General features: G+C 68.6%; 16 protein-coding genes. 9 read left to right on the top strand and 7 right to left on the bottom strand.

Annotated features, from left to right (window positions below; genetic code table 11):
- Positions 1-13: 13 nt before the first annotated feature.
- The gene (locus tag ACFVH2_RS02665) at positions 14-2,359 is read left to right on the top strand and encodes an arylsulfatase (RefSeq protein WP_378421274.1); all 2,346 of its coding nucleotides are present in this window, start codon (positions 14-16) and stop codon (positions 2,357-2,359) included.
- 84 nt (positions 2,360-2,443) lie between these two features.
- Here ACFVH2_RS02665 and ACFVH2_RS02660 read toward each other — a convergent pair whose 3' ends face one another.
- From ACFVH2_RS02660 to ACFVH2_RS02650, 3 genes are all read right to left on the bottom strand, one after another.
- Positions 2,444-2,863 (bottom strand): GtrA family protein, encoded by a 420-nt coding sequence (locus tag ACFVH2_RS02660; protein WP_378421409.1) that lies wholly within the window; start codon positions 2,861-2,863, stop codon positions 2,444-2,446.
- A 275-nt stretch (positions 2,864-3,138) separates the two neighbouring features.
- Complete coding sequence (locus ACFVH2_RS02655) at positions 3,139-3,756, bottom strand: FMN reductase (RefSeq protein WP_378421272.1); 618 nt, start codon at positions 3,754-3,756, stop codon at positions 3,139-3,141.
- On the bottom strand, positions 3,753-4,844 hold the full coding sequence (locus tag ACFVH2_RS02650) for an LLM class flavin-dependent oxidoreductase (protein WP_378421270.1): 1,092 nt from the start codon (positions 4,842-4,844) through the stop codon (positions 3,753-3,755). The genes ACFVH2_RS02655 and ACFVH2_RS02650 overlap by 4 nt, the downstream gene beginning before the upstream one ends.
- 271 nt (positions 4,845-5,115) lie before the next feature.
- On the opposite strand from ACFVH2_RS02650, the gene ACFVH2_RS02645 reads away from it, so the two are divergent.
- Both ACFVH2_RS02645 and ACFVH2_RS02640 read left to right on the top strand, forming a co-directional pair.
- Positions 5,116-7,743, top strand: coding sequence for a LuxR C-terminal-related transcriptional regulator (locus tag ACFVH2_RS02645; RefSeq protein WP_378421268.1), 2,628 nt, complete (start codon positions 5,116-5,118; stop codon positions 7,741-7,743).
- A 118-nt stretch (positions 7,744-7,861) separates the two neighbouring features.
- Positions 7,862-8,086 (top strand): hypothetical protein, encoded by a 225-nt coding sequence (locus ACFVH2_RS02640; RefSeq protein WP_378421266.1) that lies wholly within the window; start codon positions 7,862-7,864, stop codon positions 8,084-8,086.
- A gap of 321 nt (positions 8,087-8,407) precedes the next feature.
- Here ACFVH2_RS02640 and ACFVH2_RS02635 read toward each other — a convergent pair whose 3' ends face one another.
- Both ACFVH2_RS02635 and ACFVH2_RS02630 read right to left on the bottom strand, forming a co-directional pair.
- Positions 8,408-9,103, bottom strand: a complete 696-nt coding sequence (locus tag ACFVH2_RS02635) for a pentapeptide repeat-containing protein (protein WP_378421264.1) — start codon at positions 9,101-9,103, stop codon at positions 8,408-8,410.
- 202 nt (positions 9,104-9,305) lie between these two features.
- Entirely contained in the window at positions 9,306-10,994 is a 1,689-nt protein-coding gene (locus ACFVH2_RS02630; RefSeq protein WP_378421262.1) for a SulP family inorganic anion transporter, read from the bottom strand.
- A 217-nt stretch (positions 10,995-11,211) separates the two neighbouring features.
- Between ACFVH2_RS02630 and leuA the strand changes: the two genes are divergently transcribed.
- Together leuA and ACFVH2_RS02620 are read left to right on the top strand one after the other, a co-directional pair.
- Complete coding sequence (gene leuA, locus ACFVH2_RS02625; protein ID WP_378421260.1) at positions 11,212-13,020, top strand: 2-isopropylmalate synthase; 1,809 nt, start codon at positions 11,212-11,214, stop codon at positions 13,018-13,020.
- 124 nt (positions 13,021-13,144) lie between these two features.
- Positions 13,145-15,271: an FAD-dependent oxidoreductase gene (locus ACFVH2_RS02620; protein ID WP_378421258.1), complete on the top strand. Its 2,127-nt coding sequence runs from the start codon at positions 13,145-13,147 to the stop codon at positions 15,269-15,271.
- Between the two features lie 56 nt (positions 15,272-15,327).
- Here ACFVH2_RS02620 and ACFVH2_RS02615 read toward each other — a convergent pair whose 3' ends face one another.
- Entirely contained in the window at positions 15,328-16,086 is a 759-nt protein-coding gene (locus ACFVH2_RS02615) for an SDR family NAD(P)-dependent oxidoreductase (RefSeq protein WP_378421255.1), read from the bottom strand.
- A 134-nt stretch (positions 16,087-16,220) separates the two neighbouring features.
- The gene (locus ACFVH2_RS02610; protein WP_378475686.1) at positions 16,221-17,180 is read right to left on the bottom strand and encodes a tellurite resistance/C4-dicarboxylate transporter family protein; all 960 of its coding nucleotides are present in this window, start codon (positions 17,178-17,180) and stop codon (positions 16,221-16,223) included.
- 129 nt (positions 17,181-17,309) lie between these two features.
- Here ACFVH2_RS02610 and ACFVH2_RS02605 point away from each other — a divergent pair, with 129 nt between their 5' ends.
- From ACFVH2_RS02605 to narI, 4 genes are read left to right on the top strand one after another with little or no spacing between them, the layout of a single operon-like run.
- Positions 17,310-21,011 carry a nitrate reductase subunit alpha gene (locus tag ACFVH2_RS02605; protein ID WP_378421251.1) on the top strand — a complete coding sequence of 1,234 codons (3,702 nt, stop codon included), beginning with the start codon at positions 17,310-17,312 and terminating at the stop codon, positions 21,009-21,011.
- Positions 21,011-22,678 (top strand): nitrate reductase subunit beta, encoded by a 1,668-nt coding sequence (gene narH, locus ACFVH2_RS02600; protein WP_378421249.1) that lies wholly within the window; start codon positions 21,011-21,013, stop codon positions 22,676-22,678. Before ACFVH2_RS02605 ends, narH begins: the two co-directional genes overlap by 1 nt.
- Positions 22,675-23,316 carry a nitrate reductase molybdenum cofactor assembly chaperone gene (narJ, locus tag ACFVH2_RS02595; protein WP_378421247.1) on the top strand — a complete coding sequence of 214 codons (642 nt, stop codon included), beginning with the start codon at positions 22,675-22,677 and terminating at the stop codon, positions 23,314-23,316. Before narH ends, narJ begins: the two co-directional genes overlap by 4 nt.
- Complete coding sequence (gene narI, locus ACFVH2_RS02590; RefSeq protein WP_378421245.1) at positions 23,313-24,047, top strand: respiratory nitrate reductase subunit gamma; 735 nt, start codon at positions 23,313-23,315, stop codon at positions 24,045-24,047. Before narJ ends, narI begins: the two co-directional genes overlap by 4 nt.

Genomic DNA, 24,047 nt, shown 5'->3' with positions numbered 1-24,047 from the left:
GCGAGGAGCGAACGTGACCAAGGAATTCAAGGGCAGCATCGAACTCGACGTCCGCGACTCGATCGCGGACTGGGACGCCTTCCTCCCCGAGAAGGCACCGCAGGGTGCGCCGAACGTGCTCGTCGTGCTCTACGACGACACCGGCCAGGCGTCCTGGTCGCCGTACGGCGGCCGGATCAACATGCCGACCATGGACCGGCTCGCCGAGAGCGGCCTGACCTACACCCAGTGGCACACGACCGCGCTGTGCTCGCCGACCCGCTCGACGTTCCTCACCGGACGCAACCACCACCTGAACGGCTTCGCGACGATCTCCGAGTCCTCGACCGGGTACCCCGGCTACAACTCGCACATCCCGCCGTCGAACGCCACGATGGCGAACGTGCTGCGGGACGCGGGATGGTCGACGTTCTGGGTCGGCAAGAACCACAACGTCCCGATCGACGAGTGGACCGCGGGAGCGTCGAAGAAGAACTGGCCGCTCGCTCAGGGATACGACCGCTTCTACGGCTTCGTCGGCGGCGAGACCAACAACTGGTACCCGTCCCTTGCCGAGGACAACCACTACATCGAGCAGCCGTACTCCCCCGAGGAGGGTTATCACCTCTCCAAGGACCTCGCGGACCAGGCGCTGAAGATGATCCGCGACGTCAAGCAGACCGAGCCGGAGAAGCCCTGGTACCTGTGGTTCTGCCCCGGCGCGAACCACGCCCCGCACCACGCTCCCGAGGAGTACATCGCCAAGTACAAGGGCATGTTCGACGACGGCTACGAGGCGTACCGCGAATGGGTGCTGGGTCGCATGATCGAGAAGGGCATCCTGCCGGCGGACACCGATCTGACCCCGCTGAACCCGATGCCCGACGGCACCTTCTCCCCGTCCGACGAGGTGCGGCCGTGGAGCGAGCTGAACGACGAAGAGAAGCACATGTTCTCACGTATGGCCGAGGTGTTCGCCGGCTTCTCCGAGTACACCGACGCGCAGGTCGGGCGGATCGTGGACTACCTGGAGGAGTCGGGCCAGCTCGACAACACGCTGATCATCTACTGCGCCGACAACGGGGCGTCCGGGGAGGGCAGCCCGAACGGTTCGGTGAACGAGGGCAAGATCTTCGGCGGCTACCCCGACGACGAGGCCGACAATCTCAGGCTGGTCGACAAGCTCGGCAGCCCCGACACGTACAACCACTACCCGACCGGCTGGGCCGCGGCCTTCTCGACGCCGTACAAGATGTTCAAGCGCTACACCTACCAGGGTGGCGTCTGCGACCCGCTGGTCATCCACTGGCCGGCCGGCATGAAGGCCCGCGGCGAGGTGCGTCACCAGTACCACCACTCGACCGACATCGTGCCGACGATCCTCGAGGCGTGTGGTGTCGCGTTCCCCGACACCTACGCCGGCGTGGAGCAGACCCCACTCTCGGGCGTCTCGATGAAGTACTCCTTCGACGCCGCTGCGGATGGGCCGACCGCCAAGGAAACCCAGTACTACGAGATGTTCGGCCAGCGCGGCCTGTGGCACCAGGGATGGAAGGCCGTCTCCGTGCACGGGCCGGTCTCCGGTCTGAGCAACTTCGAGCAGGACGTGTGGGAGCTGTACCACACCGACACCGACCGCGCCGAGGCCAGCAACCTCGCTTCCGCGCACCCTGAGAAGCTCGAGGAACTCAAGTCGCTGTGGATGGAGGAGGCGAAGGCGAACAAGGTCCTGCCGCTCAACGACCTCCAGATCATCGGCAACCCGAAGGACTACGAGACGTTCCTGACGATGGAGTTCCACCAGCCGGTGCCGCCGAGCGGGCAGTACGTCTACTACCCAGGCACCTCGGAGGTTCCGGAGCGGTCGGCCGCGAACGTGCACGGCGTGTCGTACAAAATCCTCGCTGAGGTCGACCTCACGCCGGACTCGCAGGGCGTGATCTTCGCGCACGGGTCCCGGTTCGGCGGCCATTCGCTGTTCATCAAGGACGGCGTCGTCACCTACGCGTACAACTTCCTCGGCATCCCGCCGGAGGACCGCATCTCGGCCCCGGTGCCCACGTCGGGCAAGCACATCATCGGTGTCGAATTCGTCAAGGAGGGGATGGGCCAGTACCGCGAGGGCATCGGTCCGCTGAAGCTGTACATCGACGACAAGCAGGTTGCCGAGCAGAAGATCCGGACGGTGCTCGGCCACTTCTCGCTGTGCGGCGAGGGCCTGTGCATCGGCTACGACAGCGCCGACCCCGTGTCGAGCGCCTATCCGGAGCCACGCTTCGAGTTCCGGGGCGGCGAGATCGCGAAGGTTGTCTTCGATATCGCCGACGACGCGTACATCGACGTCGAGGCTCACCTCGCCGCCGCAATGTCCCGCGACTGACCTACCTGTCCCCATGCGATGAATGGGGGTTCATGGCTCGTTTCGGTCCCGGGAACGAGCCATGAACCCCCGTTCAATCGGCAGCTAGGAGAACACCCAACCACGCAGGGCCAGGAAGCGCAGGACACCGACGAATGCACTGACCGCGACGACGAGGATCGCCTGGACTGCGCCCCCGACCGACGGCAGCCACACGTCGAGCAGAGCGAGCGAGGCCGTGCTGATCACCAGCCCGATGAGCGCGAGCCCGCCGCCCTCCCACTGCGCCGGGAACCAGTGCACCCGTGCGGACGCATGGAAGGTCAACCTGCGATGGAGTTCATTGGCCAGCGCCGTGCTGATCACCACGCCCGCGACATTTGCCGCGAGAACGCCCTTCGAGTGGAGCAGGAAGAACACCAGCGCGTACGCGACGTTGCTCGAACCGCCGACGAGGACGAACCGGACGAACTGCGCGAGGACGCCGTCGCCCCGCAGACGCGCGCGCCCAGTCCGCCCCTTCATCCAGGGATAGTTCCCGGCTGCGGTCCCGTCGAGGTCGTCGACCGCCGGGTCACGCACGACCTCGGCGCGACCGTCACCGTACGTGATCACGTCGCCCATGAAAGCCCCCTCTCGACGCGAGCACAGGCATCCGTCCCCCTCAGTGGGAGGTTGCACCACCAGACGCCGGCGGGCCGCCCGCCGTCAGTGCGGGCATCACGACGGCGTCGACGACCCGCTCGATGAAGACCAGGTCGACCGGTTCCGCCGCGACCGTGAGCCGATGAAAGGAGGATCTACCCCTGCGCCATGAGCTGCTCGAACGGCACCGGGCTCTCGTACGGGTCGATGGAGGCTCGGCGCGGCCTGCCCGTCATCGCGGTCGCGAGTTCGGCGGCGGCGCGGTCGATCCGGTCGGTCAGGCCCCGACCGGCCTCGGTGCCGCCGGCCCAGTCCTCGGAGGCCGCGAACACGGCCGACGGCACCACACTCGAGCGCAGGTAGGCGAACATGGGCCGCACCGCGTGCTCGAGCGCGAGCGAGTGCCGCGCCGTGCCGCCCGTCGCAGCGATCAGCACCGGCATGCCGTCGAGCGATCCGGGCTCGAGCACGTCGAAGAACGACTTGAACAGCCCGCTGTAGGAGGCGTTGAAGACCGGTGTGACCACGATCAGTCCGTCGGCTCCGACCACCGTCTCGATCGCCCGCCGCAACGCCTCACTCGGGAACCCGGCGAGCAGGTTGTTCATCAGGTCGTGGGCGAGATCGCGTAGCTCGACGACCTCCACCTCCGGCCGCCCCTCCGCCACGCCGACCGACCGCGCGGCGGCGGCCGCGAGCCGGTCGGCCAGCATGCGTGTCGACGACGGCACACTCAGTCCCGCCGACGCAACCGCGATCCTGCGGGGGTTCATCGCGCCACCTGCTCCCCCGCCCGTGCGGCGACGAGACCGGCGTGTGTCGGCGCATCCGGAACGTGTGCGGGCCGCAACGCGTCGAGCTCGCGGCGCAGCACCGGCACGACTTCCTCGCCGAGCAGGTCCAACTGCTCGAGGACGGTCGCGAGGGGCAGGCCGGCGTGATCGACCAGGAACAGCTGACGCTGGTAGTCGCCGAAGGTCTCCCGGAAGGTGAGCGTCTTGTCGATGACCTCCTGGGGGCTTCCGACGGTCAGCGGGGTCTGCTCGGTGAACTCCTCCAGGGAGGGCCCGTGCCCGTAGACCGGAGCGTTGTCGAAGTACGGGCGGAACTTCCGGACGGCGTCCTGCGAGTTCTTGCTGATGAAGACCTGCCCGCCGAGGCCCACGATCGCCTGGTCCGCGGAGCCGTGGCCGTAGTGTTCGTATCGGCGTCGGTACAGCTCGATCAGCCGCTGGAAATGCTCCTTCGGCCAGAAGATGTGGTTCGCGAAGAAGCCGTCACCGTAGTAGGCGGCCTGCTCGGCGATCTCCGGGCTGCGGATGGATCCGTGCCACACGAACGGCGGAACGTCGTCCAGCGGGCGCGGGGTGGACGTGAACGACTGCAACGGGGTTCGGAACTTCCCCGACCAGTCGACGACCTCCTCGCGCCAGAGCCGGTGCAGCAGCCCGTAGTTCTCGATGGCCAGCGGAATGCCCTGCCGGATGTCCTGGCCGAACCAGGGATAGACGGGCCCGGTGTTGCCGCGGCCCAACATCAGGTCCACCCGGCCGTCCGCCAGGTGCTGCAGCATCGCGAAGTCCTCGGCGATCTTCACCGGGTCGTTCGTCGTGATGAGCGTGGTCGAGGTGGAGAGCAGGATTCGTTCGGTGGCGGCCGCGATGTACCCGAGCATGGTCGTCGGCGAGGACGGCACGAACGGCGGGTTGTGGTGCTCGCCCGTGGCGAAGACGTCCAGGCCCACCTCCTCGGCCTTCCTGGCGATCGCAACCATGGCCTTGATCCGCTCACCCTCCGTCGGGGTGCGGCCCGTGGTCGGATCGGTCGTGACGTCGCCGACGGTGAAGATCCCGAACTGCATACCTGCCTCCTCCGTGTAATTGAATGTTTAACTTAATCCGAGGAACCGTAGCCCACTGCCGGATATTCCCCCTCGCCCCCGGTGGGTGTCCGGCGCATATCCCGCCGAGCACTCCCGACACCCGCCCCGGAGCGTTGCCCTGTCGTTACCTGTACGCCGAGAAAATGCCGTGCCCCATCGTTACCATCCGAACCACTACACCCGTCGGTCCGCCGCCGGGAGTTCGCCGGTGCACCGGCTCCGGCGCAGGTCACCTGTGGGGAGATGTCCTATGTCCGTAGTGAATTGGGATACGCACCTGGTACGCGCGAAGGTGCCGACATACTTCCATCCGCTGATTCGACGTCAACGACTCCTCGACGAGCTCGACAATGCGATGAACTCCCCCGCGACCAACGCCACCACCGTCGCGTTGCTCTGCGCCCCAGCGGGTTCGGGCAAGACCATGCTGCTCGCGGACTGGGTGGGGGCCACCGGCGTGGGGCAGGCTGCACCGACGATCGCCTGGCTCACCATCGAGGACTGCGACAACTCGAAGGTCGCCCTACGTGCTGCCATCGTTGCAGCTCTGGAGAATTCGACGAGCCACCTGGTTCGCGACGCACTGCGACATACACCCCCGCCCCGATCCGATCACTTTCCCGGCGCGCTCTCGAAGGCACTCGGCGTACTGGACGAGCCGATCTGGCTGGTGTTCGACGACTCACACCTGCTTCACGACCCGGAAGCCCTCGACGACCTCGGCAAGTTCTTGCGGTGGGCACCCGTGAACCTGCGGATCGTCCTCGCGGGTCGGTTCGAACCGCCGATCGCACTTCACCGGCTACGGCTCGAGGGGCGTGTCCGAGACTTCTCCACCGGTGAACTGGCCTTCACCGAGCACGAGGCGGCAGTCCTGTTCGCGGAACACGACCTCGTCCTCGATGCACCCGACCTCACCCGAATCCATGCCAGCACCCAGGGTTGGGCAGCCGGACTGAGATTGGCCGCGATCACCCTTGCGCAACATCCCGATCCGGCTGCCATGATCGCCGACTTCAGCGGCAACAGCAGAGTGGTTGCCGACTACCTCGTCAACGAGGTCCTCGACGTACTCGAAGACGACCAGCGAGACTTCGTCGTCGAAACCTCGATCCCGGACGCATTCACTGCGCAGCTCGCTGAGCAAATGACCGGAAAGGCGAATGCGCACAATCAGATCGACGCTCTCGAACGCGCCAGCTTTCTCATCGAGCGCGTGCCCGGTTCGACGGGCTGGTACCGATACCACCCGCTGCTGCGTGAGTACCTGCGCGCGGAGGTCGGGCGTCGGGGCAGGCGCGCCGTCGCCGATCTGGAACTGACCGCGGCGGCCTGGTTCGAGGCCGAGGACGACTCGGTCACCGCGCTCGAACACACCCTCCACTCCGGTGACGGCCCCGCACTGGTAACCCTGCTCGATCACCACGGCCTGGGAATGGTGTTCGGCGGCGGCGGCGACTCGGTCACCGACGCGCTCGCCCTCGCACCGCCGGATGTACGGAACGATCCGTCGATGCGACTGCTCCGTGCCGCCACCGAACTCGCCCGCGGGAACGATGCGGCCGCGAGTTCCAGTCTCGGCGTGGTGAACCAGTTCCACGACTTGCCCGTTGAGCACGTAGTGCTCGAGGACAGCCTGCGAGTGCAGGCATCCATCCGGTCCGGTGGCATCGAGGATGCCCTGGAGGCGCTGCAGGCCGACCCGGTCGGCAGGACAGGCAATCCCGAGATCGACTCGTTCGCCCTGCTGCAGGCGGGCACGGCCGAGCTGTATCTCGGCCGGCTCGAACCGGCCCGCCGCCATCTCGAGGCCGCCCTCGCGACCGCGGGGACGACGAACGTGCCCGTTGTCACCTTGCAGACCCTCGCCGCACTCACCGCGGTTTCCTGCTACCAGGGCCGAATCTCGGACATGGCAGACATGGCGGAACGCGCCGAGGCCTTCGGACGTGCCCACGATCTCACCGGCGACCTCTACTTTTCCGTCGCCCAACTGTTCGGCGCACTCGGCCACTACCTCCGCGTGGACACCGCGGCGAACCTGCTCGCCGCCGAAGCGGTCCCCCTCCTGGTGAACTGCCCCGACCCCGCCATCGCGCGGGCCGCCACCTGCTACGGCGCGGTCTTCGACTTCGAGACCGCCGACGACCGGCACGGACTGGTCAAGACGATCCGGGACCACGCGGGGCCGGAGGAGGCGCGTCCGATCCCACCGGGCGCCACCGCCCTCATCGCGCCGTCGATACAGCGAGCCTTCCTCGAGGTCGGTGAGACGACCTGGGCGGGGCAGGTGGTTAAGTACACGGCGGCCGAACTCGGCGCCTGCGGCGAGGTCAACGTCCTCGCCGCAGCGATGTTGTTGCACTCACGCAAGGCAGACGTCGCCCGTCGCGAACTGGCGCCGGTGCTCGGTGGCGACACCCGCTGCACCTCGGCCGTCACGCAGATCCGAGCCTGGCTGATGGAGGCCGCCATCGCGCACGCCCGGCACGAGACGGTGGCGGCTCGGTCCGCGCTCGCCGAGGCGATGTCGATCGCGGAACCCGAGGAGATTCTGCGACCGTTCCGCGACGGCGGCGAGCCGGTTCGAGAGCTGCTGAATCACCACCTCGGCCGCCTCGGCTCACTCGACGCGTTCGCGGCGCGTGCGCGGTCGGTGATGCCTCATGGTTCGGTCCAGGCAGTGGGGCTGCTCACGGCCAGGGAATCGGAACTGCTGCTCGAGCTGCCGTCCTGGCACACCGCCGAACAGATCGCGGCGGACCTGTTCGTCTCCGTCAATACCGTCAAGACCCATCTGCGCGGGATCTACCGCAAGCTCGACGTGCGCAACCGGCGTGATGCCATCACCGAGGCGCGGGCACGCGGACTCCTCTGACGGCCGCAGTCATTTCACCACCGACGGGTGAGGCGCCGGACGGGACGCGCGCCGAGACTGGAAGTCGAGCACCTGCCGTCGTGATCGTCGGCATGTCGACAGCAAGGAGGCTGCGTCGGTGACCCACCCCCAGCCCGCCCGTGTCCGGTACGAATTTCTCGTACGAGGCAACCTTTCCGAACGCGTGCTGGCCGCGTTTCCCGAGTTGAGCGTGGCCGAGGCACCGCACGCCTATGCCGCGCTGTACGGGCCGATCGACGATGACACCCAGTTGCGCGGCATGCTCGCACGGTTCGACGCGCTCGGCATCACCGTCGTCGAGATGCGCCGGCTCCCGGATTGATCCGGCCACACCCGGCGCGGTACGCCGACCACTTCCAGGTGCGCAGGAATTTCCGCCCCCGCCGGCACTCCCCGCTCGTACAGCGCAGCCGACCGCTCCGGATACGCAGAGTCCTGATTGCCGAGCAGGGGCGTCGAGCACGGCGAGTGAGAGCTACAACGGGCCGTCCACCGGGCGGGTCGGGGGGCAACCCGAGGTACCCGCCCTGGTAGCGCCTGGCACCGACAACGGCCGCCGCCCTCGCACACCAGGTCGGCCCGCAGAGTCGGTGCCACGGATCGACGGTAGGCGAGGCCGCGCGGCGGCCGGCCTCGGCTTCGTCTAGTTCATCCCGCTGACGTTGGTCGACCCGGTCACGGCGGACCCGATCAGCGGAGGCAGGGCGGCGGGCGCATCGGCGTTGTTGCCCATACCGCTGATGTTGGTCGAGCCCGTCACGGCCGAACCGAAGAGCGGCGCCATCGGATCCCGGTCCGAACTGCCGCCCCCACCGGTGGCCGGCTTCGGGGCCGGCGTCGTCGTCGGCGGCGGCGTCGTGGTCGGCCCGGTGATTGCGCCGCTGAGATCGGCCGAATCGGCGTCGGTCAGGTTCGCGCCGGTCAGGTTGGTGCCACCGAAGTCCGCGCCCTTGAGCTTGGTGCGGGTCAGGTTCGCCCCCGTGAGGTTGGCGTTGAGGACGTTCGCCGACTCGAGGTTCGCGTCGGTCAGGTTCGCCTTCGGTGCATAGACCAGGTACAGGTTGGCGCCCGACAGGTTCGCACCCGACAGGTTCGCGCCCGACAGGTTCGCGGCCGTCAGGGTCGCGCCGGACAGGTTCGCACCCGTCAGATCGATCCCGGCGAGGCTCGCGCCGAACAGGTTGGCGCCCTTGCAGTCGGTGAAGTGGGTTGAGGTCGGGTTCGACACGATCGTGCAGGTTCCGATGACGGTGTTCGCGCTCGCGCTGGGAGCCGCCATCGCAGCCCCGGCCAGGGCCAGACCCGCTCCCGCGACAACCGCGCCGATGCGGGTCGCCACTCGACGTCGCCTCGAGCCGACCTGAACTGCACCATTCACCAACGCCGACATATGCAACTCACTTCCGCGATCCCCACCAGCCAGGGGGCCGAATCCAGCCTGACCGGCACACAGTAGCCAACGGACGGCACCAACGTAAGGCTTTTGTAAAACAAGCGTCCAGGAGTTGGACGATCATTCAGATCTGTCAGGTGCCGCCCATTCAGATCCTGCGTACGAGCCGGCGCTGAGCCGCCTCGAACGCGCCGAGGGTGGACTCGCCGATCCGGTCGGTCGCCTCGAAGGTCTCGAGCACCACGCCCTGACTGTCCAGGCGTTCCTGATCCCAGAATTCGAGCGCCTCGGGGGTGAGCCCGCTGAGATAGAGCAACCCGCCCCGGCGATCCAGCTTGTCCGCATAGTCGGCGATCACCCTGAAGAAGGTGGCACCCAGGGTGGTCCGGCCCCGCAAGCGCAGGACCACCTCCGGCGACTCGGCATCACCCGGGTCGGGGAGTCGGACCTGCAGGGTCTTCGCGCCCGCGTAGAAGAGGCTGCCGTACACGTCGAGGACGACGACCTCCCTGCTGCGCAACACCTTCGGAGCGGCCTCCTCGCCCAGCCCTCCGCCCTCCGCGGGCACCAACCGGACCACCTTCAGGTCCACGGCCTCCTGGTTGAGTTGCAGCAGCAGCGACAGCGCGACTCCCACACCCACCGCCGCGGTGACCGGAAGCAGCAGCGTCGCAAGGAATGTGGTGACCAGAGCGATGACGGAACTCGGTCCGCTGCGCAGGATCGAGGCGATCTGGGCTGGTCGGACGGACCCGGCCGCAGCGAAGATCAACACCGCCGCGAGGGTCGGCATCGGAACCGCGCCGACCAACCCCGAGAACAGCACCAGGATGACGAGCATCCACACCCCCGACAGCACCGCACCCCAGCGACTCCTCGCCCCGGCCGTCTCGTTGAGCGCCGTCTGTCCCACCGACCCGCCGACGGGCATGCCCCCGAACAGGGCCGATCCGATGTTGCCGACGCCCTGCGCCGAGAAGTCCTGATTCGTCCGCGAGCGCGTGCCGTCCCGGTTCGGCGCCGCCTCGGCAACCCCGGCACCCTGTACCAACACGATGGCCGCGACGGCCATTCCGCCCCCGATCAGCGAGGGCGAGAGCAGTCCGACGTCCGGGATCTGCGGCAGCGGGATACCGGTCGGAATCGTCCCGACGTCGGCCACCCTCGCGACACTGTCGAGCCCGAAGCCGATCACGACCAGGCTCGGCACCACCAGCGCGAGGAGCGCACCGAACAGCGCCAGCCGGGTCCTGGCGAGCACGACCAGCAGCAGTAGCGCGAGGGCCCCCGTCGCCAGCGACGCCGGATCGATCCGCATCGGATTGGAGATCACGTCGAAGGCCTTCGCGATCGCCACCGATCCCGTCGCCGTCGCACCGGTGAGGTCCGCGATCTGCCCGAACACGATGTTGGCCGCGATGCCGGTGAGGAAGCCGGTCATCACCGAATGCGAGACGAATCGGGTGTAGCGGCCGAGCCGGAGCAGCGCGGCCGCGATCATGACCAGGCCGGCGATCGCGGTGAGCAGGATCAGGGAATCAGACCGGTCCGACTCGGGGACGTCGGCCAATACCGAACCTGCCGCGAGCGCCGACGCGCTGGTCGTGGTGATCACCATGAGCTTGGTGCTGGTCTGCATGCCGCCGAACAGCGGTCCGGCGAAACTCGCGTACAGGCCGTGCACGGGGCTGACGCCTGCCAGCACGCCGGCCGCCATCCCGTCGGGAACGCTGCCGATCGCGCCCGGGATCGCGGCGACCACGTCCGACTTCAGAAACCGCCTGTCCGGAATGCGCTCCCGCACCCATCCACCGACCGCCGACCTGATTGACACCATCGCCACAGCCTGCTCGGCGGGCCGGACACGGACATCATTCACGGCGGGTGAAGGTCCGGCTGTTCTCGACGGCGGGTAGACTGCCGTACATGCAGCGGGCGCTCCTTCTTCATCGCCGCGACGGGGTCTGATCCAGACTGGCTTCCCGTCGCGGGGTTCAGTCGCGCCGGTCGATCCACCATTGGACTACCCGTCCCCTCAGTTCGGAGATTCGTCAATGTCACCCGCCGACGCTTTTACATCCGGATCGCGCACCATCACGCCGCCGTCCAAGCCCGCGCCCGCCGATCAGCCGGTGTGGAACACGCAGAAGAACTCGTCGATGCCGACCTTCCGGTACCGCCCCTTCGCCGAGGAGGTCGAGGCGGTCACCCTGCCGGACCGCACCTGGCCCGACAAGGTCATCGACCGCGCACCGCAGTGGTGCGCCGTCGACCTGCGGGACGGCAACCAGGCCCTGATCGACCCGATGAGTCCCGCTCGCAAGCGCCGCATGTTCGACCTGCTGGTCCGGATGGGCTACAAGGAGATCGAGGTCGGGTTCCCCTCGGCCAGCCAGACCGACTTCGACTTCGTCCGCGAGATCATCGAGGACGGCGCCATCCCCGCCGACGTCACCATTCAGGTGCTGACCCAGTCGCGGCCGGAGCTGATCACCCGCACCTTCGAGGCGTGCGAGGGCGCCGAGAACGTCATCGTGCACTTCTACAACTCCACCTCGATCCTGCAGCGTCGCGTGGTCTTCCGCGCCGACAAGGAGGCGATCAAGAAGATCGCCACCGACGCCGCCGCGCTGGTCCTGGAGGAAGCGAAGAAGTACCCGGACACCAACTGGCGCTGGGAGTACTCGCCGGAGTCCTACACCGGCACCGAGCTCTCCTACGCCAAGGAGGTCTGTGACGCCGTCACCGAGATCCTGGGTGCCACACCGGACAAGCCCGTCATCCTGAACCTGCCCGCGACCGTCGAGATGGCGACGCCGAACGTGTACGCCGACTCCATCGAGTGGATGCACCGCAACCTCGCTCGCCGCGACTCGGTGATCCTGTCGCTGCACCCGCACAACGACCGCGGCACCGGCGTCGCCGCCGCCGAGCTGGGCTACCAGGCCGGCGCCGACCGCATCGAGGGCTGCCTGTTCGGCAACGGCGAGCGCACCGGCAACGTGTGCCTGGTGACACTGGGTCTGAACATGTTCACCCGCGGCGTCGACCCCCAGATCGACTTCTCGAACATCGACGAGATCCGTCGCACGGTCGAGTACTGCAACCAGCTGCCCGTCGCCGAGCGGCACCCGTACGGCGGCGACCTGGTGTACACCGCGTTCTCCGGTAGCCACCAGGACGCGATCAACAAGGGTCTCGACGACATGAAGTTCTCGGCGGACGCCCAGGACGCGGACGTCGACGACATCGTCTGGGCGGTCCCGTACCTGCCGATCGACCCCAAGGACGTCGGCCGCACCTACGAGGCCGTCATCCGGGTGAACTCGCAGTCCGGCAAGGGCGGCGTCGCGTACATCATGAAGGCCGACCACGGCCTGGTGCTGCCCCGTCGCCTGCAGATCGAGTTCTCGCAGGCGGTGCAGAAGATCACCGACGGCGAGGGCGGCGAGGTCTCGCCCAAGGAGATGTGGGACGTCTTCAACGAGGAGTACCTCGCGCCGATCACCCCGCTCGAGCGGATGCGCCAGAAGGTGACGGCTTCCGAGGTGGACGGCGGCACCGACGCGATCACCGCCGTGGTCAAGGTCGACGGCAAGGAACAGGAGATCTCCGGCAGCGGCAACGGCCCGCTCGCCGCGTTCGTCGATGCCATCTCCACCATCGGCTTCGACGTCCGGGTGCTCGACTACAGCGAGCACGCGATGTCCGCGGGCGACGACGCCCAGGCCGCCGCCTACGTGGAGGCCGCGGTCACCACTCCGGACGGCGTCAGCAAGGTCGTCTGGGGAGTCGGCGTCGCGACCTCGATCACCACCGCGTCCCTGCGAGCAGTCGTCTCGGCCGTCAACCGCGCATACTGATCGTCCACGCCCGAATGGGGCCGCACCCGCCCGGGTGCGGCCCCATTTCTGCTCCCGGCGGGCCCGGTCCCGCTGATCGGGAAAGCGCCACCGCGACGGTGCGCCAGAGAATTAACTAGCGGTCGTGACGACCCGCAACCAGACGTTCCCGCACCTGCTCGCTCCCGGCACGATCGGGCCGATGACGCTGGGCAACCGGGTCGTGCTCCCGGCGATGGACATGAACCTCTGTGAGGACGGCGAGATCCACCAGGGCGACATCGACCACTTCGCCGCCCGCGCCGCCGGCGGCACCGGGATGATCATCACCGGCTGCTGCGCCGTGGCGTACCCGGCAGGCTGCACCAGCCGCAAGGAGCCGGGTCTGTCGGAGGACCGGTTCGTCCCCGGATTGAAGGCGCTCGCCGACGCGATCCACGAGGCGGGCAGCAAGCTGTGCGTGCAGATGACGCACCACGGCAAGGTCGCCCGGATCGACACGCTCGACGGCCGCCCGCAGCTGGTGCCGTCCGTTCCGAAGCCCCCGGGTGACATGAGCGCGATGATCGACTGCACCCCCGAGGAACTCGGGAAGATGGCCGCCATCCAGGAGGGCAAGAGGGCCACCTACCGCGAGGCCACCCGGGAGGACCTCGACTGGCTGGTGCGCATGTTCGCCGAGGCGGCAGGCCGTGTGAAGGCCGCCGGTGGCGACGCCGTCGAGATCCACTGCGCCCACAACTACGTGCTCGGCGGCTTCCTCAGCCGCTACTCGAACCAGCGCACCGACGAGTACGGCGGATCGCTGGAAAACCGGGCCCGGCTGTCCTGCGAGGTGATCCGCGCGGTCAAGGCCGAGGTCGGCGACAGCCTCGCCGTCATCGTGCGTCTGGCCGGCCAGGAGTACGGCGAGTCCGACGGCCTGACGCCCGACGAGGCCGCCCGTGCCGCCGCCATGTTCGAGGAGGCCGGCGCGGACGCCATCCACGTCACGGGCACCGCGCTGAACGCGTTCGCGAACTTCACCGACGGCCCGCTGCCCGACCGGGTCGGCTTCTACACCGACAACGCCGCGGTCATCAAGAGTGCGGTCTCGATTCCGGTCATCACCGTCGGCCGCATGCTGCCCGAGGTCGGCGAGCAGATGATCGCCGAAGGCCGGACCGACTTCGTCGCGATGGGCCGTCAGCTGCTGGCCGATCCCGGCCTGGTGAACAAGCTGAAGGCCGGCCGCAGCGAGCAGGTTCGTCCCTGTATCAACTGCTACGTGTGCGTCCAGGAGAACTTCTGGGACGACACTCCGTTGTGCGCGGTCAACCCGGCGCTGGGCAACGAGACGCTGCTCCCGTTCCCGCGCACCACGATTCGCAAGCACGTCGTCGTGGTCGGCGCGGGACCGGGCGGCATGGAGGCCGCCCGTGTCGCCACCGAGCGCGGCCATCGCGTCACCCTCCTGGACAAGACCGATCGTCTCGGCGGGACCCTGTGGTTCTCGACGCTGACCACGCCGGACAACGAGCGTCTGCTGAACTGGCTCACCCAGGAAATCCAACGTCTCGGCGTCGAGGTCCGGCTGAAGACCGATGCCACCGTGGCGACGATGAAGGCCCTCGAGCCGGACGTCGTCGTGGTGGCCACGGGCGCCGTGCGAGCCCGTCCGAGTGTCCCCGGCGGCGATCTGCCGCATGTGCACACCGGCGACAGCTTGCGTGGCCTGATGACCGGCACCGGCGACGTCTCGGACCAGTCGCTGTTCCTGCGGGTCGCGGGCAAGCTGGGTGGCCTCGTCGGCATCACCAAGAGCCCCACCAAGATCCGCGACCTGAGCCGCAAGTTCCTCAGGTTCCTGCCGATGAGCAGGAATGTCGTCGTGATCGGTGGTTCGCTCGTCGGCCTGGAACTCGCGGAGTTCCTCGCCGAGCGCGGCAGCCGAGTGACGCTGATCGAGGAGGGCCGCCAGCTCGGTGTACCGATGGCGATGCCGCGCCGCTGGACCGCCGTCAAGCATGCCAACGAGCTGGGTGTGAACATCCACCGCAACGCGACCGTCGAGCGCATCACCAAGAGCAACGTCGAGTTCACCGTCGGGGCCGAGACGCTGTCCGCGCCGGCGACCATGGTCGTGGTGGCGTCTGGGGTCTCGGCGGCGGCGCCGCTGGCCGACGAACTGGCCCGGGCCGGTGTCGAGGTCCGCGTCGTCGGCGACGCCACCGAGGTCGACTACATCGAGGGCGCGATGCACTCGGCGTGGAAGGTTGCCACCGAGATCTGAACCTCCGCGCGACCGACCCAATACCGCAGCTCCGGGTCGGTCGCGCCGAAATCTGCTCAGCGCGCGGTGAATCCGCCGTCGATCGCGAGTGCCGCGCCGGTGATGAACGACGCCTCGTCGCTCAGCAGGAAGGCGACGAACGGCGCGATCTCGCCCGGTTGCGCAATGCGGTTCACCGGGTGCAGCGACTCGATGTAAGCGAGCGCTTCGTCGGTGGTGGCCATGGATCCCCGCGCCAGCGGGGTGTCGACGCCGCCGGCGGTGATGGCGTTGACGCGCACGCCGCGGTCGGCGACTTCGAGCGCCACCGACCGCGTCAGCCCCACGACGGCGTGCTTGGCGGCCACGTACGGGGCGGCCTCGGGCAGGGCCACGACTCCCAGGTTGGACGCGTTGTTGACGATCGCGCCGCCGGTATCGAGGACGGCCGGAATCTGATGCTTGAGGCAGTTGAAGACGCTCGTGACGTTCTGTGCGAGTTCGGCGTTCCAGTCGTCCGCGTCGACGGTCGCGATCGGCCCGGCGGCGTTGACCCCACCGGCGTTGTTGAAAGCGCCGTCCAGCCGGCCGAATTCGGAGATCGCCGTGGCCACCAGGGTGGCGGCATCGGCCTCGACCGACACGTCCGCCGGCACGAAGAGGGCGGTGCCACCCGCAGCGCGCAGGCCCTCGGCGGCCTCTTCTCCGACGTCCTTGCGGCGCGCACCGATGACGACGGCGGCGCCCTCGGCGGCGAGCCGCCGGCTGACCGCGAGACCGATTCCGGACGAGCCACCGGTGACGATGAAGACCTTGGAATCCAGGCGTGAAGACATGCGTGAGTCCTTTCGAAGAGAGTGGAAGGGCCGGCCGGGCCTGGCGATCGCCTTCCTCCACACTGCTCGGCGCGACGGCGGGGCGCTGGCGGAATTCGGACGAAGCGTTCTCGGCCTCCGCCGCGGACGGACGCTCAGGTCGACGACGGCCGGGCCGCGACCACGAGATGCCGCGCCGAGCCGACGAGCAGGACGAGGCACACGATCACCGCGGGCCAGACCAGGACCTGCCCGACCGGCCGCAACCAGTCGGCATCGGACGAGCTCGCGACGGTGAGCGAGGCCGCCGACGTCATTCCCATGGGGAAGGCGGTGGACCAGCGACGCACGTCGTACTGCCATCGGGGCCAACGAATCTCGCTGGCCAGCAGGACCGCGTAGCCGGTCATCGCGAGGCACACGATCACGACGCCCGCGACCTGGATCGCGACGTGCACGCCCTCCGGCCAGCCCGCGGCGAGCGCGGCGGGCGCGAGCTTGCCCGCGGCGAGCGCGCTGATCGCGAGAGCGCCCGCGAAGACCCACTGGTCGCCGGCGCCGACGCGAAACTGGTCGTACGAGAAGCGGATCAGCACCATCAGGTAGAAGAACAGGCCCAGCAGGAATGCGACGAACGCCGGGCCTGCCAGCCAGTGCGCCGCCGCCGACACCACCAGCGACCCGCTGAGCACCGCGAGCCCCTGCGTGGACACGCAGAGCAGGAAGTGAACGCCGACGGTCGGCGACGTCCAGTGCCGCACCACCGCGGGGATCAGCACCACCCACGCGACGAGGGCGATTCCGAGAGCCACCCATCCTACGTGGTTCCAGCCGAGCAGCACGCACCGCGCCCCCAGCACGCACGTCGCGGCGACGCCGGTGAGCGCGGGCGGGGTGTCGGCCTCGTTCGCCCAGCGGGCCCGATCGTCGAACAGCCGCGAGACGAAGACCACCACCAGCAGCGCCCAGATCAGCACGCCGACGACCAGCCAGGCGCGGGAGAACCATTCGAACCCGACGAGGTACAGAGCCACCGACACGATGCCCGTCGACATCGCCGCGGCGCCGGCACCCGGCGGAATGGCGGTCAGCGCGCGGGCGGGGGTCGCCCTCACATCCGGACGGTCGGACACGCCTTCATGATGCGCGGGTCGGCGGGCGCCCGCGACCCGAACGGACGGTTCCCTGCGAGTTCCACTGCGAGGTCGGCCCGATTCCGCCATCCTGAACGCTGGGAGGAAATCATGTCGCGTCCAACCGATGACCCGTCCCCCGCACCGGTCGAGGGCCCGTTCGGCGCGGCCCTGCTCGAGACCGGGCGATTCTTCACCCGCTCCACCGTGTCGAAGGACCTGCGTGCGGTCTATCGAACCGGCGGGCGGGAGGGCGACGTGTTCTACCGCGACCGCTGGAGTCACGACAAGGTGGTTCGCTCCACGCACGGCGTGAACTGCACCGGCTCCTGCTCGTGGAAGGTGTACGTCAAGGACGGCGTGATCACGTGGGAGACGCAGGCGACGGACTATCCGTCGGTGGGCCCGGACCGGCCCGAGTACGAGCCCCGCGGATGCCCTCGAGGAGCGGCTTTCTCGTGGTACACCTACTCCCCGACCAGGGTTCGCTACCCGTACGTGCGCGGCCTGCTGCTCGAGATGTTCCAGGAGGCCCGCGAACGGCTCGGCGACCCGGTCCTCGCGTGGGCCGAGGTGGTCGGCGATCCCGACCGTCGGGCGAGGTATCAACGCGCGCGCGGCAAGGGCGGCCTGGTGCGGGCGTCGTGGCAGGACGCGGTGGACATGATCGCCGCCGCGCACGTGCACACCGTCGCGAAGTACGGGCCCGACCGGGTCGCCGGCTTCTCCCCCATCCCCGCGTTCTCGATGGTCTCGTTCGCGGCAGGATCGCGGTTCATCGAGTTGCTCGGCGGGGTGATGACCTCGTTCTACGACTGGTACGCCGACCTGCCGGTGGCATCGCCCCAGGTGTTCGGCGACCAGACCGACGTCCCCGAGTCCGGCGACTGGTGGGACGCGGCGTACCTGATCATGTGGGGCTCGAACGTCCCGGTCACGCGCACGCCGGATGCGCACTGGATGGCCGAGGCTCGTTACCGCGGCCAGAAGGTGGTGGTGGTCTCCCCCGACTACGCCGACGCCACCAAGTTCGCGGACGCGTGGCTGCCCGCGCAGCCGGGCACCGACGGCGCCCTCGCGATGGCGATGGGCCACGTGATCCTGCAGGAGAACTACGTCGACCGCCGGGTTCCGATGTTCGCCGACTTCGCGGCCCGCTACACCGATCTGCCGTTCCTGGTGACACTCACCGAACGCGACGGTGCGTACGTGCCGGGCCGGTTCCTGCGCGCGTCCGACCTCGGCGACGAGGGCGACGGCGCCGAGTGGAAGACGGTGCTGCTCGACGCCGCCGACGGATCCCCGCTGGTCCCGCCCGGCAGCATGGGCTTCCGATACACCGAAGCCGGTGCGGGACAGTGGAATCTCGACCTCGGCGACACCGTGCCCGCCCTGAGCGTCCGGGACGCTCCCGGCGACACCCGCGACGTCGAGATCCTGTTGCCGCGCTTCGACGTCGGCGAGCAGGGCGAGGTGATGCACCGCGGCGTCCCGGTCCGCGAGGTCGGCGGGCACCTCGTGACGACGGCGCTGGACCTGATGCTCGCGCAGTACGGGGTGCGTCGCGCGGGACTGCCGGGCAGGTGGCCGAGCGGCGCCGACGACCCCGACGAGCCCTACACCCCGGCGTGGCAGGAGTCCCTCACCTCGGTACCCGCGGGCGTGGTGATCCGCATCGCCCGCGAATTCGCGCGCTCCGCAGAGAGATCCGGCGGACGGTCGATGATCATCATGGGCGCAGGCATCTGCCAGTGGTTCCACGGCGACGCCACCTACCGTGCGGTGCTGGCGCTGCTGATGCTCACCGGCAGCATGGGCCGCAACGGCGGCGGATGGGCGCACTACGTCGGCCAGGAGAAGGTCCGTCCGTTCACCGGATGGGCCACGGTGGCGATGGCGACGGACTGGTCACGGCCACCGCGGCAGGCCATCGGCACGGGCTTCTGGTACATGCACACCGACCAGTGGCGCTACGACGGCTACCGGGCCGACGCGCTCACCTCCCCGCTCGCCGAGGGGCACCTCGCCGGGCTGCACACGGCCGACACGATGGCGCTGTCGGCACGATTGGGGTGGATGCCCTCGTACCCGCAGTTCGACCGCAACCCGCTGGATCTCGCCGACGACGCGGCGGCGTCCGGGGACGAACCCGGCGACTATGTCGTCGACCAACTGCGCAGCGGCAAACTGAAGTTCGCGGTCGAGGATCCGGATGCGGAGGAGAACTGGCCGCGGGTGCTGACGCTGTGGCGAGCGAATCTGCTGGGATCCTCGTCGAAGGGCAACGAGTACTTCCTCGAGCACCTGCTGGGCGCCGGGTCGAGCCTGCGCGCCGCCGAGACCGCTCCGGAGAACCGGCCGACGTCGGTGCGCTGGCGGGACGAGGCGCCCCGCGGAAAGCTGGATCTGCTGGTGTCGCTGGACTTCCGGATGACGAGTTCGACGCTGCTGTCGGACGTCGTGCTGCCCGCCGCCACGTGGTACGAGAAGTACGACCTGTCGAGCACGGACATGCACCCGTTCGTGCACGCATTCACCCCGGCCGTCGACCCGCCGTGGGAGGCGCGAAGCGATTTCGACGCCTTCACCGAGATCGGCCGACGGTTCAGCGAACTCGCCGAGATCCATCTCGGCACGCGGCGCGACCTGGTGGCCACGCCGCTGGGCCACGACACCCCCGGCGAGACGGCGCAGCCGTTCGGCGAGGTCCACGACTGGCGGGCCGGCGAGACGGAACCCGTGCCGGGCCGGACGATGCCGAGCCTGAAGGTGGTCGAACGCGACTACACCGCGATTGCCGAGAAGATGGCCACCCTCGGCCCGCTCGTGGAGAAGCTGGGCCTGAACACCAAGGGAGTCACGTTCCACCCCGACGCCGAGGTCGCCGACCTGGCGCGGCTGTGCGGAGTGATGTCGAACGGCGTCGGCGCGGGACGGCCCGCGCTGGACACCGACGCCAAGATGGCCGAGGCGATCCTGGCGTTGTCGGGCACCACGAACGGCCGGCTCGCCCTCACCGGTTTCGAGGAACTGGAGCGACGGGTCGGAAAACCCCTGCGCCACCTGGCCGCCGGCAGCGAGGAGCGCCGGATCCGATTCGCGGACACGCAGGCCCAACCCGTGCCGACCCTGGCCAGTCCCGAGTGGTCGGGCAGCGAGACCGGTGGGCGGCGCTACGCGCCGTTCAGCATCAACGTCGAGGAACTCAAGCCGTGGCACACCCTCACGGGCCGAATGCATTTCGTCCTCGACCACGCGTGGATGCGCGAGTTCGGCGAGGTGCTGCCCACCTACCGGCCACCGCTGGACATCACCCGACTGTTCGGGGAGACCCGGCTCGGTGACCGCGACGGCAAGGCGCTGTCGGTGCGGTACCTGACGCCGCACTCCAAGTGGTCGATCCACTCGGAGTACCAGGACAACCTGTTGATGCTCTCGCTCTCGCGCGGCGGGCCGAACGTGTGGATGAACGTCGACGACGCCGCCGCGATCGGTGTCGCCGACAACGACTGGGTGGAGGCGGTCAACCGCAACGGCGTGCTGGTGGCGCGGGCCGTCGTCACCCACCGCATGCCGCCGGGCACGGTCTACGTGCACCACGTGCAGGAGCGGCTGATCAACGTGCCCAGATCGGAGACCGACGGCAGGCGTGGCGGCATCCACAACTCGCTCACCCGGGTGCTGGTGAAACCCACGCACCTGATCGGCGGCTACGCCCAACTCTCGTTCGGATGGAACTACCTCGGCCCCACCGGCAACCAGCGCGACGAGGTGACGGTGATCCGCCGTCGCAATCAGGAGGTGCAGTTCTGATGCAGGTGGCGGCGCAGATGGCAATGGTGATGAACCTGGACAAGTGCATCGGCTGTCACACGTGCTCGGTGACGTGCAAGCAGACGTGGACCAATCGGAGCGGCACCGAGTACGTGTGGTTCAACAACGTGGAAACCCGACCGGGACAGGGCTATCCACGCAAGTACGAGGACCAGGACCTGTGGAAGGGCGGCTGGACGCTGAGTCGTCGAGGACGGCTGACGCTGCGCGCCGGCGGCCGGGCGAAGAAGCTGCTGTCGATCTTCGCGAACCCGCTGCTGCCCAACATCCGTGACTACTACGAGCCGTGGACCTACGACTACGACATCCTCACCTCGGCCCCACTCGGGAACGACTTCCCCGTCGCTCAGCCGATCTCGCTGCTGTCGGGCAAGCCGATGCCGATCGAGTGGAGCGCTAACTGGGACGACGACCTCGGCGGTACACCCGCCACCGAGGCGAACGACCCGATCCTCGAACAGATGCGTCAGCAGGCGACCGAGAAGGTGCGACTCGAGTACGAGAAGACGTTCATGTTCTTCCTGCCGAGGATCTGCGAGCACTGCCTCAACCCGTCGTGCGTCGCGTCCTGCCCCTCCGGTGCGATGTACAAGCGGGCCGAGGACGGCATCGTGCTGGTCGACCAGGACCAGTGCCGCGGCTGGCGGATGTGCGTCACCGGATGCCCTTACAAGAAAGTGTATTTCAACCACCGCACCGGCAAGGCCGAGAAGTGCACGTTCTGCTATCCACGGGTGGAGGTCGGGCTGCCGACGGTGTGTTCGGAGACCTGCGTCGGCAGACTCCGCTACATCGGCCTCGTCCTCTACGACCTCGACCGGGTGGGTGAGATCGCGTCGACGCCCGACGAGCGGGACCTCTACGACGCGCAGCGCGGCCTGCTGCTCGACCCCGCGGACCCAGCGGTGATCGAGGCGGCCCGCGCGGCGGGCATACCCGAGGACTGGATGGACGCGGCCCGACGTTCCCCGGTGTACGCACTGATCGAGAAGTACCGCGTCGCACTTCCCCTCCATCCGGAGTTCCGGACGCTGCCGATGGTCTGGTACGTGCCTCCACTGTCACCGGTGGTGGACGTGCTCACCGAAACCGGCCACGACGGTGAGGATCTGGACAATCTGTTCGGTGCGATCGACTCCCTGCGCATCCCGGTCGAGTACCTGGCCGGGCTGTTCACCGCCGGGGACCCGATGCCCGTGACCGACGTGCTGCAGCGCCTCGCGGCGATGCGCTCGTACATGCGTGACCTCAACCTCGCCGACGAGCCGGACGAGTCGATCGCGACCGCGGTCGGCATGACCGGGGAGCAGATCTACGAGATGTACCGGTTGCTCGCGATCGCGAAGTACGAGGACCGCTACGTCATCCCCACGGCACACGCCGAACAGGCGCACGAACTCGAGGAACTCGGCTGCAGCCTCGACTTCGAGGGCGGGCCAGGCATGTTGGACAGCGGGCCCTTCGGCGAGGCGTCGGGCCGGCCGGTGCCGGTCGCGGTGGAGATGTTCCACGCCCTCGAGCGCAGGCAGTCCGCCGACGGCGTCGCCGATCCACGGGACCGCGGCGCGCGGGTCAACCTGCTCAACTGGGACGGTAGGGGCGTCGTGGACGGCATGTTCCCCGAGCGCGGCGGTGACGGACGATGAAGCGGCCCGAACCGCGCCGATCCCGCCGGATCCCTGCGCAGGCCCCGCACCGCGTCGTCGACCAGGCGGCGTCGCTGCTGCTGGACTATCCGACCGCGGCACTGACCGCGCGACTGCCGATGCTGGCCGCCGCGCTGGCGGAGCAACCGCGGGATCCCGCGGTGCAGCACCTCACCGGGTTCGTCGACCGCGTCCGCGACGAGGCGCTCCCGGACCTGGCCCGGCACTACGTCGAGACGTTCGACCTGCGCCGCAAGAGTTGCCTGTACCTGACGTACTACGCGGACGGCGACACCCGGCGGCGCGGGGTCACGCTGGTTCGGCTCAAGCAGTACTACCGCCGCGCCGGTTTCGAGTTCGGCGCCGCCGACCTGCCGGACTTCCTGCCCGTGGTCCTCGAGTTCGGCGCCGCCACCGGCGACCGCTCGCTGCTCACCAGACACGTGTTGGGTCTGCACCTGATCCGACTCGGGCTGGTGGAGGTCGACAGCCCGTACCGGATGGTTCTCGACGGCATTCTGTCCACGCTGCCGGGGCCGACCCCGAAGGACCGGGACGCCGTGCTGGCGCTGGCCCGGAGTGGACCGCCCCAGGAGGACGTGGGGCTCGAACCGTTTCCGACCGGAGGTGGGCGATGAACGACGCCGGTCTCACCGACATCCTGCTGTGGGCGGTGCTGCCGTACGTGATGGTCGCGGTGTTCGTGGGTGGCGTCGTGTGGCGGTACCGGTACGACCAATTCGGTTGGACCACACGCTCGTCCGAGTTGTACGAGTCGCGACTGCTCCGGATCGGCAGCCCGCTGTTCCACTTCGGACTCGTGTTCGTCGTGGCGGGACACGTACTGGGGCTGGTGATTCCCGACGAGTGGACCGCCGCAGTCGGGGTGAGCGAGACCCGGTACCACTACGTGGCGTACGTCCTGGGCGGCGTGGCCGGGTTCTGCACCCTCGTCGGGCTCGCAATCCTGTTGTGGCGCAGACGCACCACGGGACCGGTGTTCATGGCGACCACCCGCAACGACAAGACGATGTACATCGCACTGGTCGCGACCATCTGCGCGGGCCTGTGGACCACCGTCGCCGCGAACTCGCTGCACGACGGCTACAACTACCGGGAGACGATCGGACCCTGGTTCCGCAGCCTGTTCGTCCTCCAGCCGGAGATCCACCTCATCGCCTCCGCACCGCTCACCTACCAGGTGCACGCGCTGTTCGGCATAGTGCTGTTCATGCTGTGGCCGTTCACCCGGCTCGTCCACGCGTTCAGCGCGCCGGTCAAGTACCTGTTCCGGCCGTACATCGTCTACCGCAGCCGCGATCCCGAGGGCTCGCCGCGCACCGAGGTTCCCGGGCGCGGGTGGCGCTGA

It is taken from the genome of Rhodococcus sp. NPDC127527 (genome assembly GCF_042672245.1).
Taxonomy (GTDB): domain Bacteria; phylum Actinomycetota; class Actinomycetes; order Mycobacteriales; family Mycobacteriaceae; genus Rhodococcus_G.
Note: the sequence above shows the minus strand (reverse complement) of the source record. Positions and strands in the feature narration are given on the sequence as shown.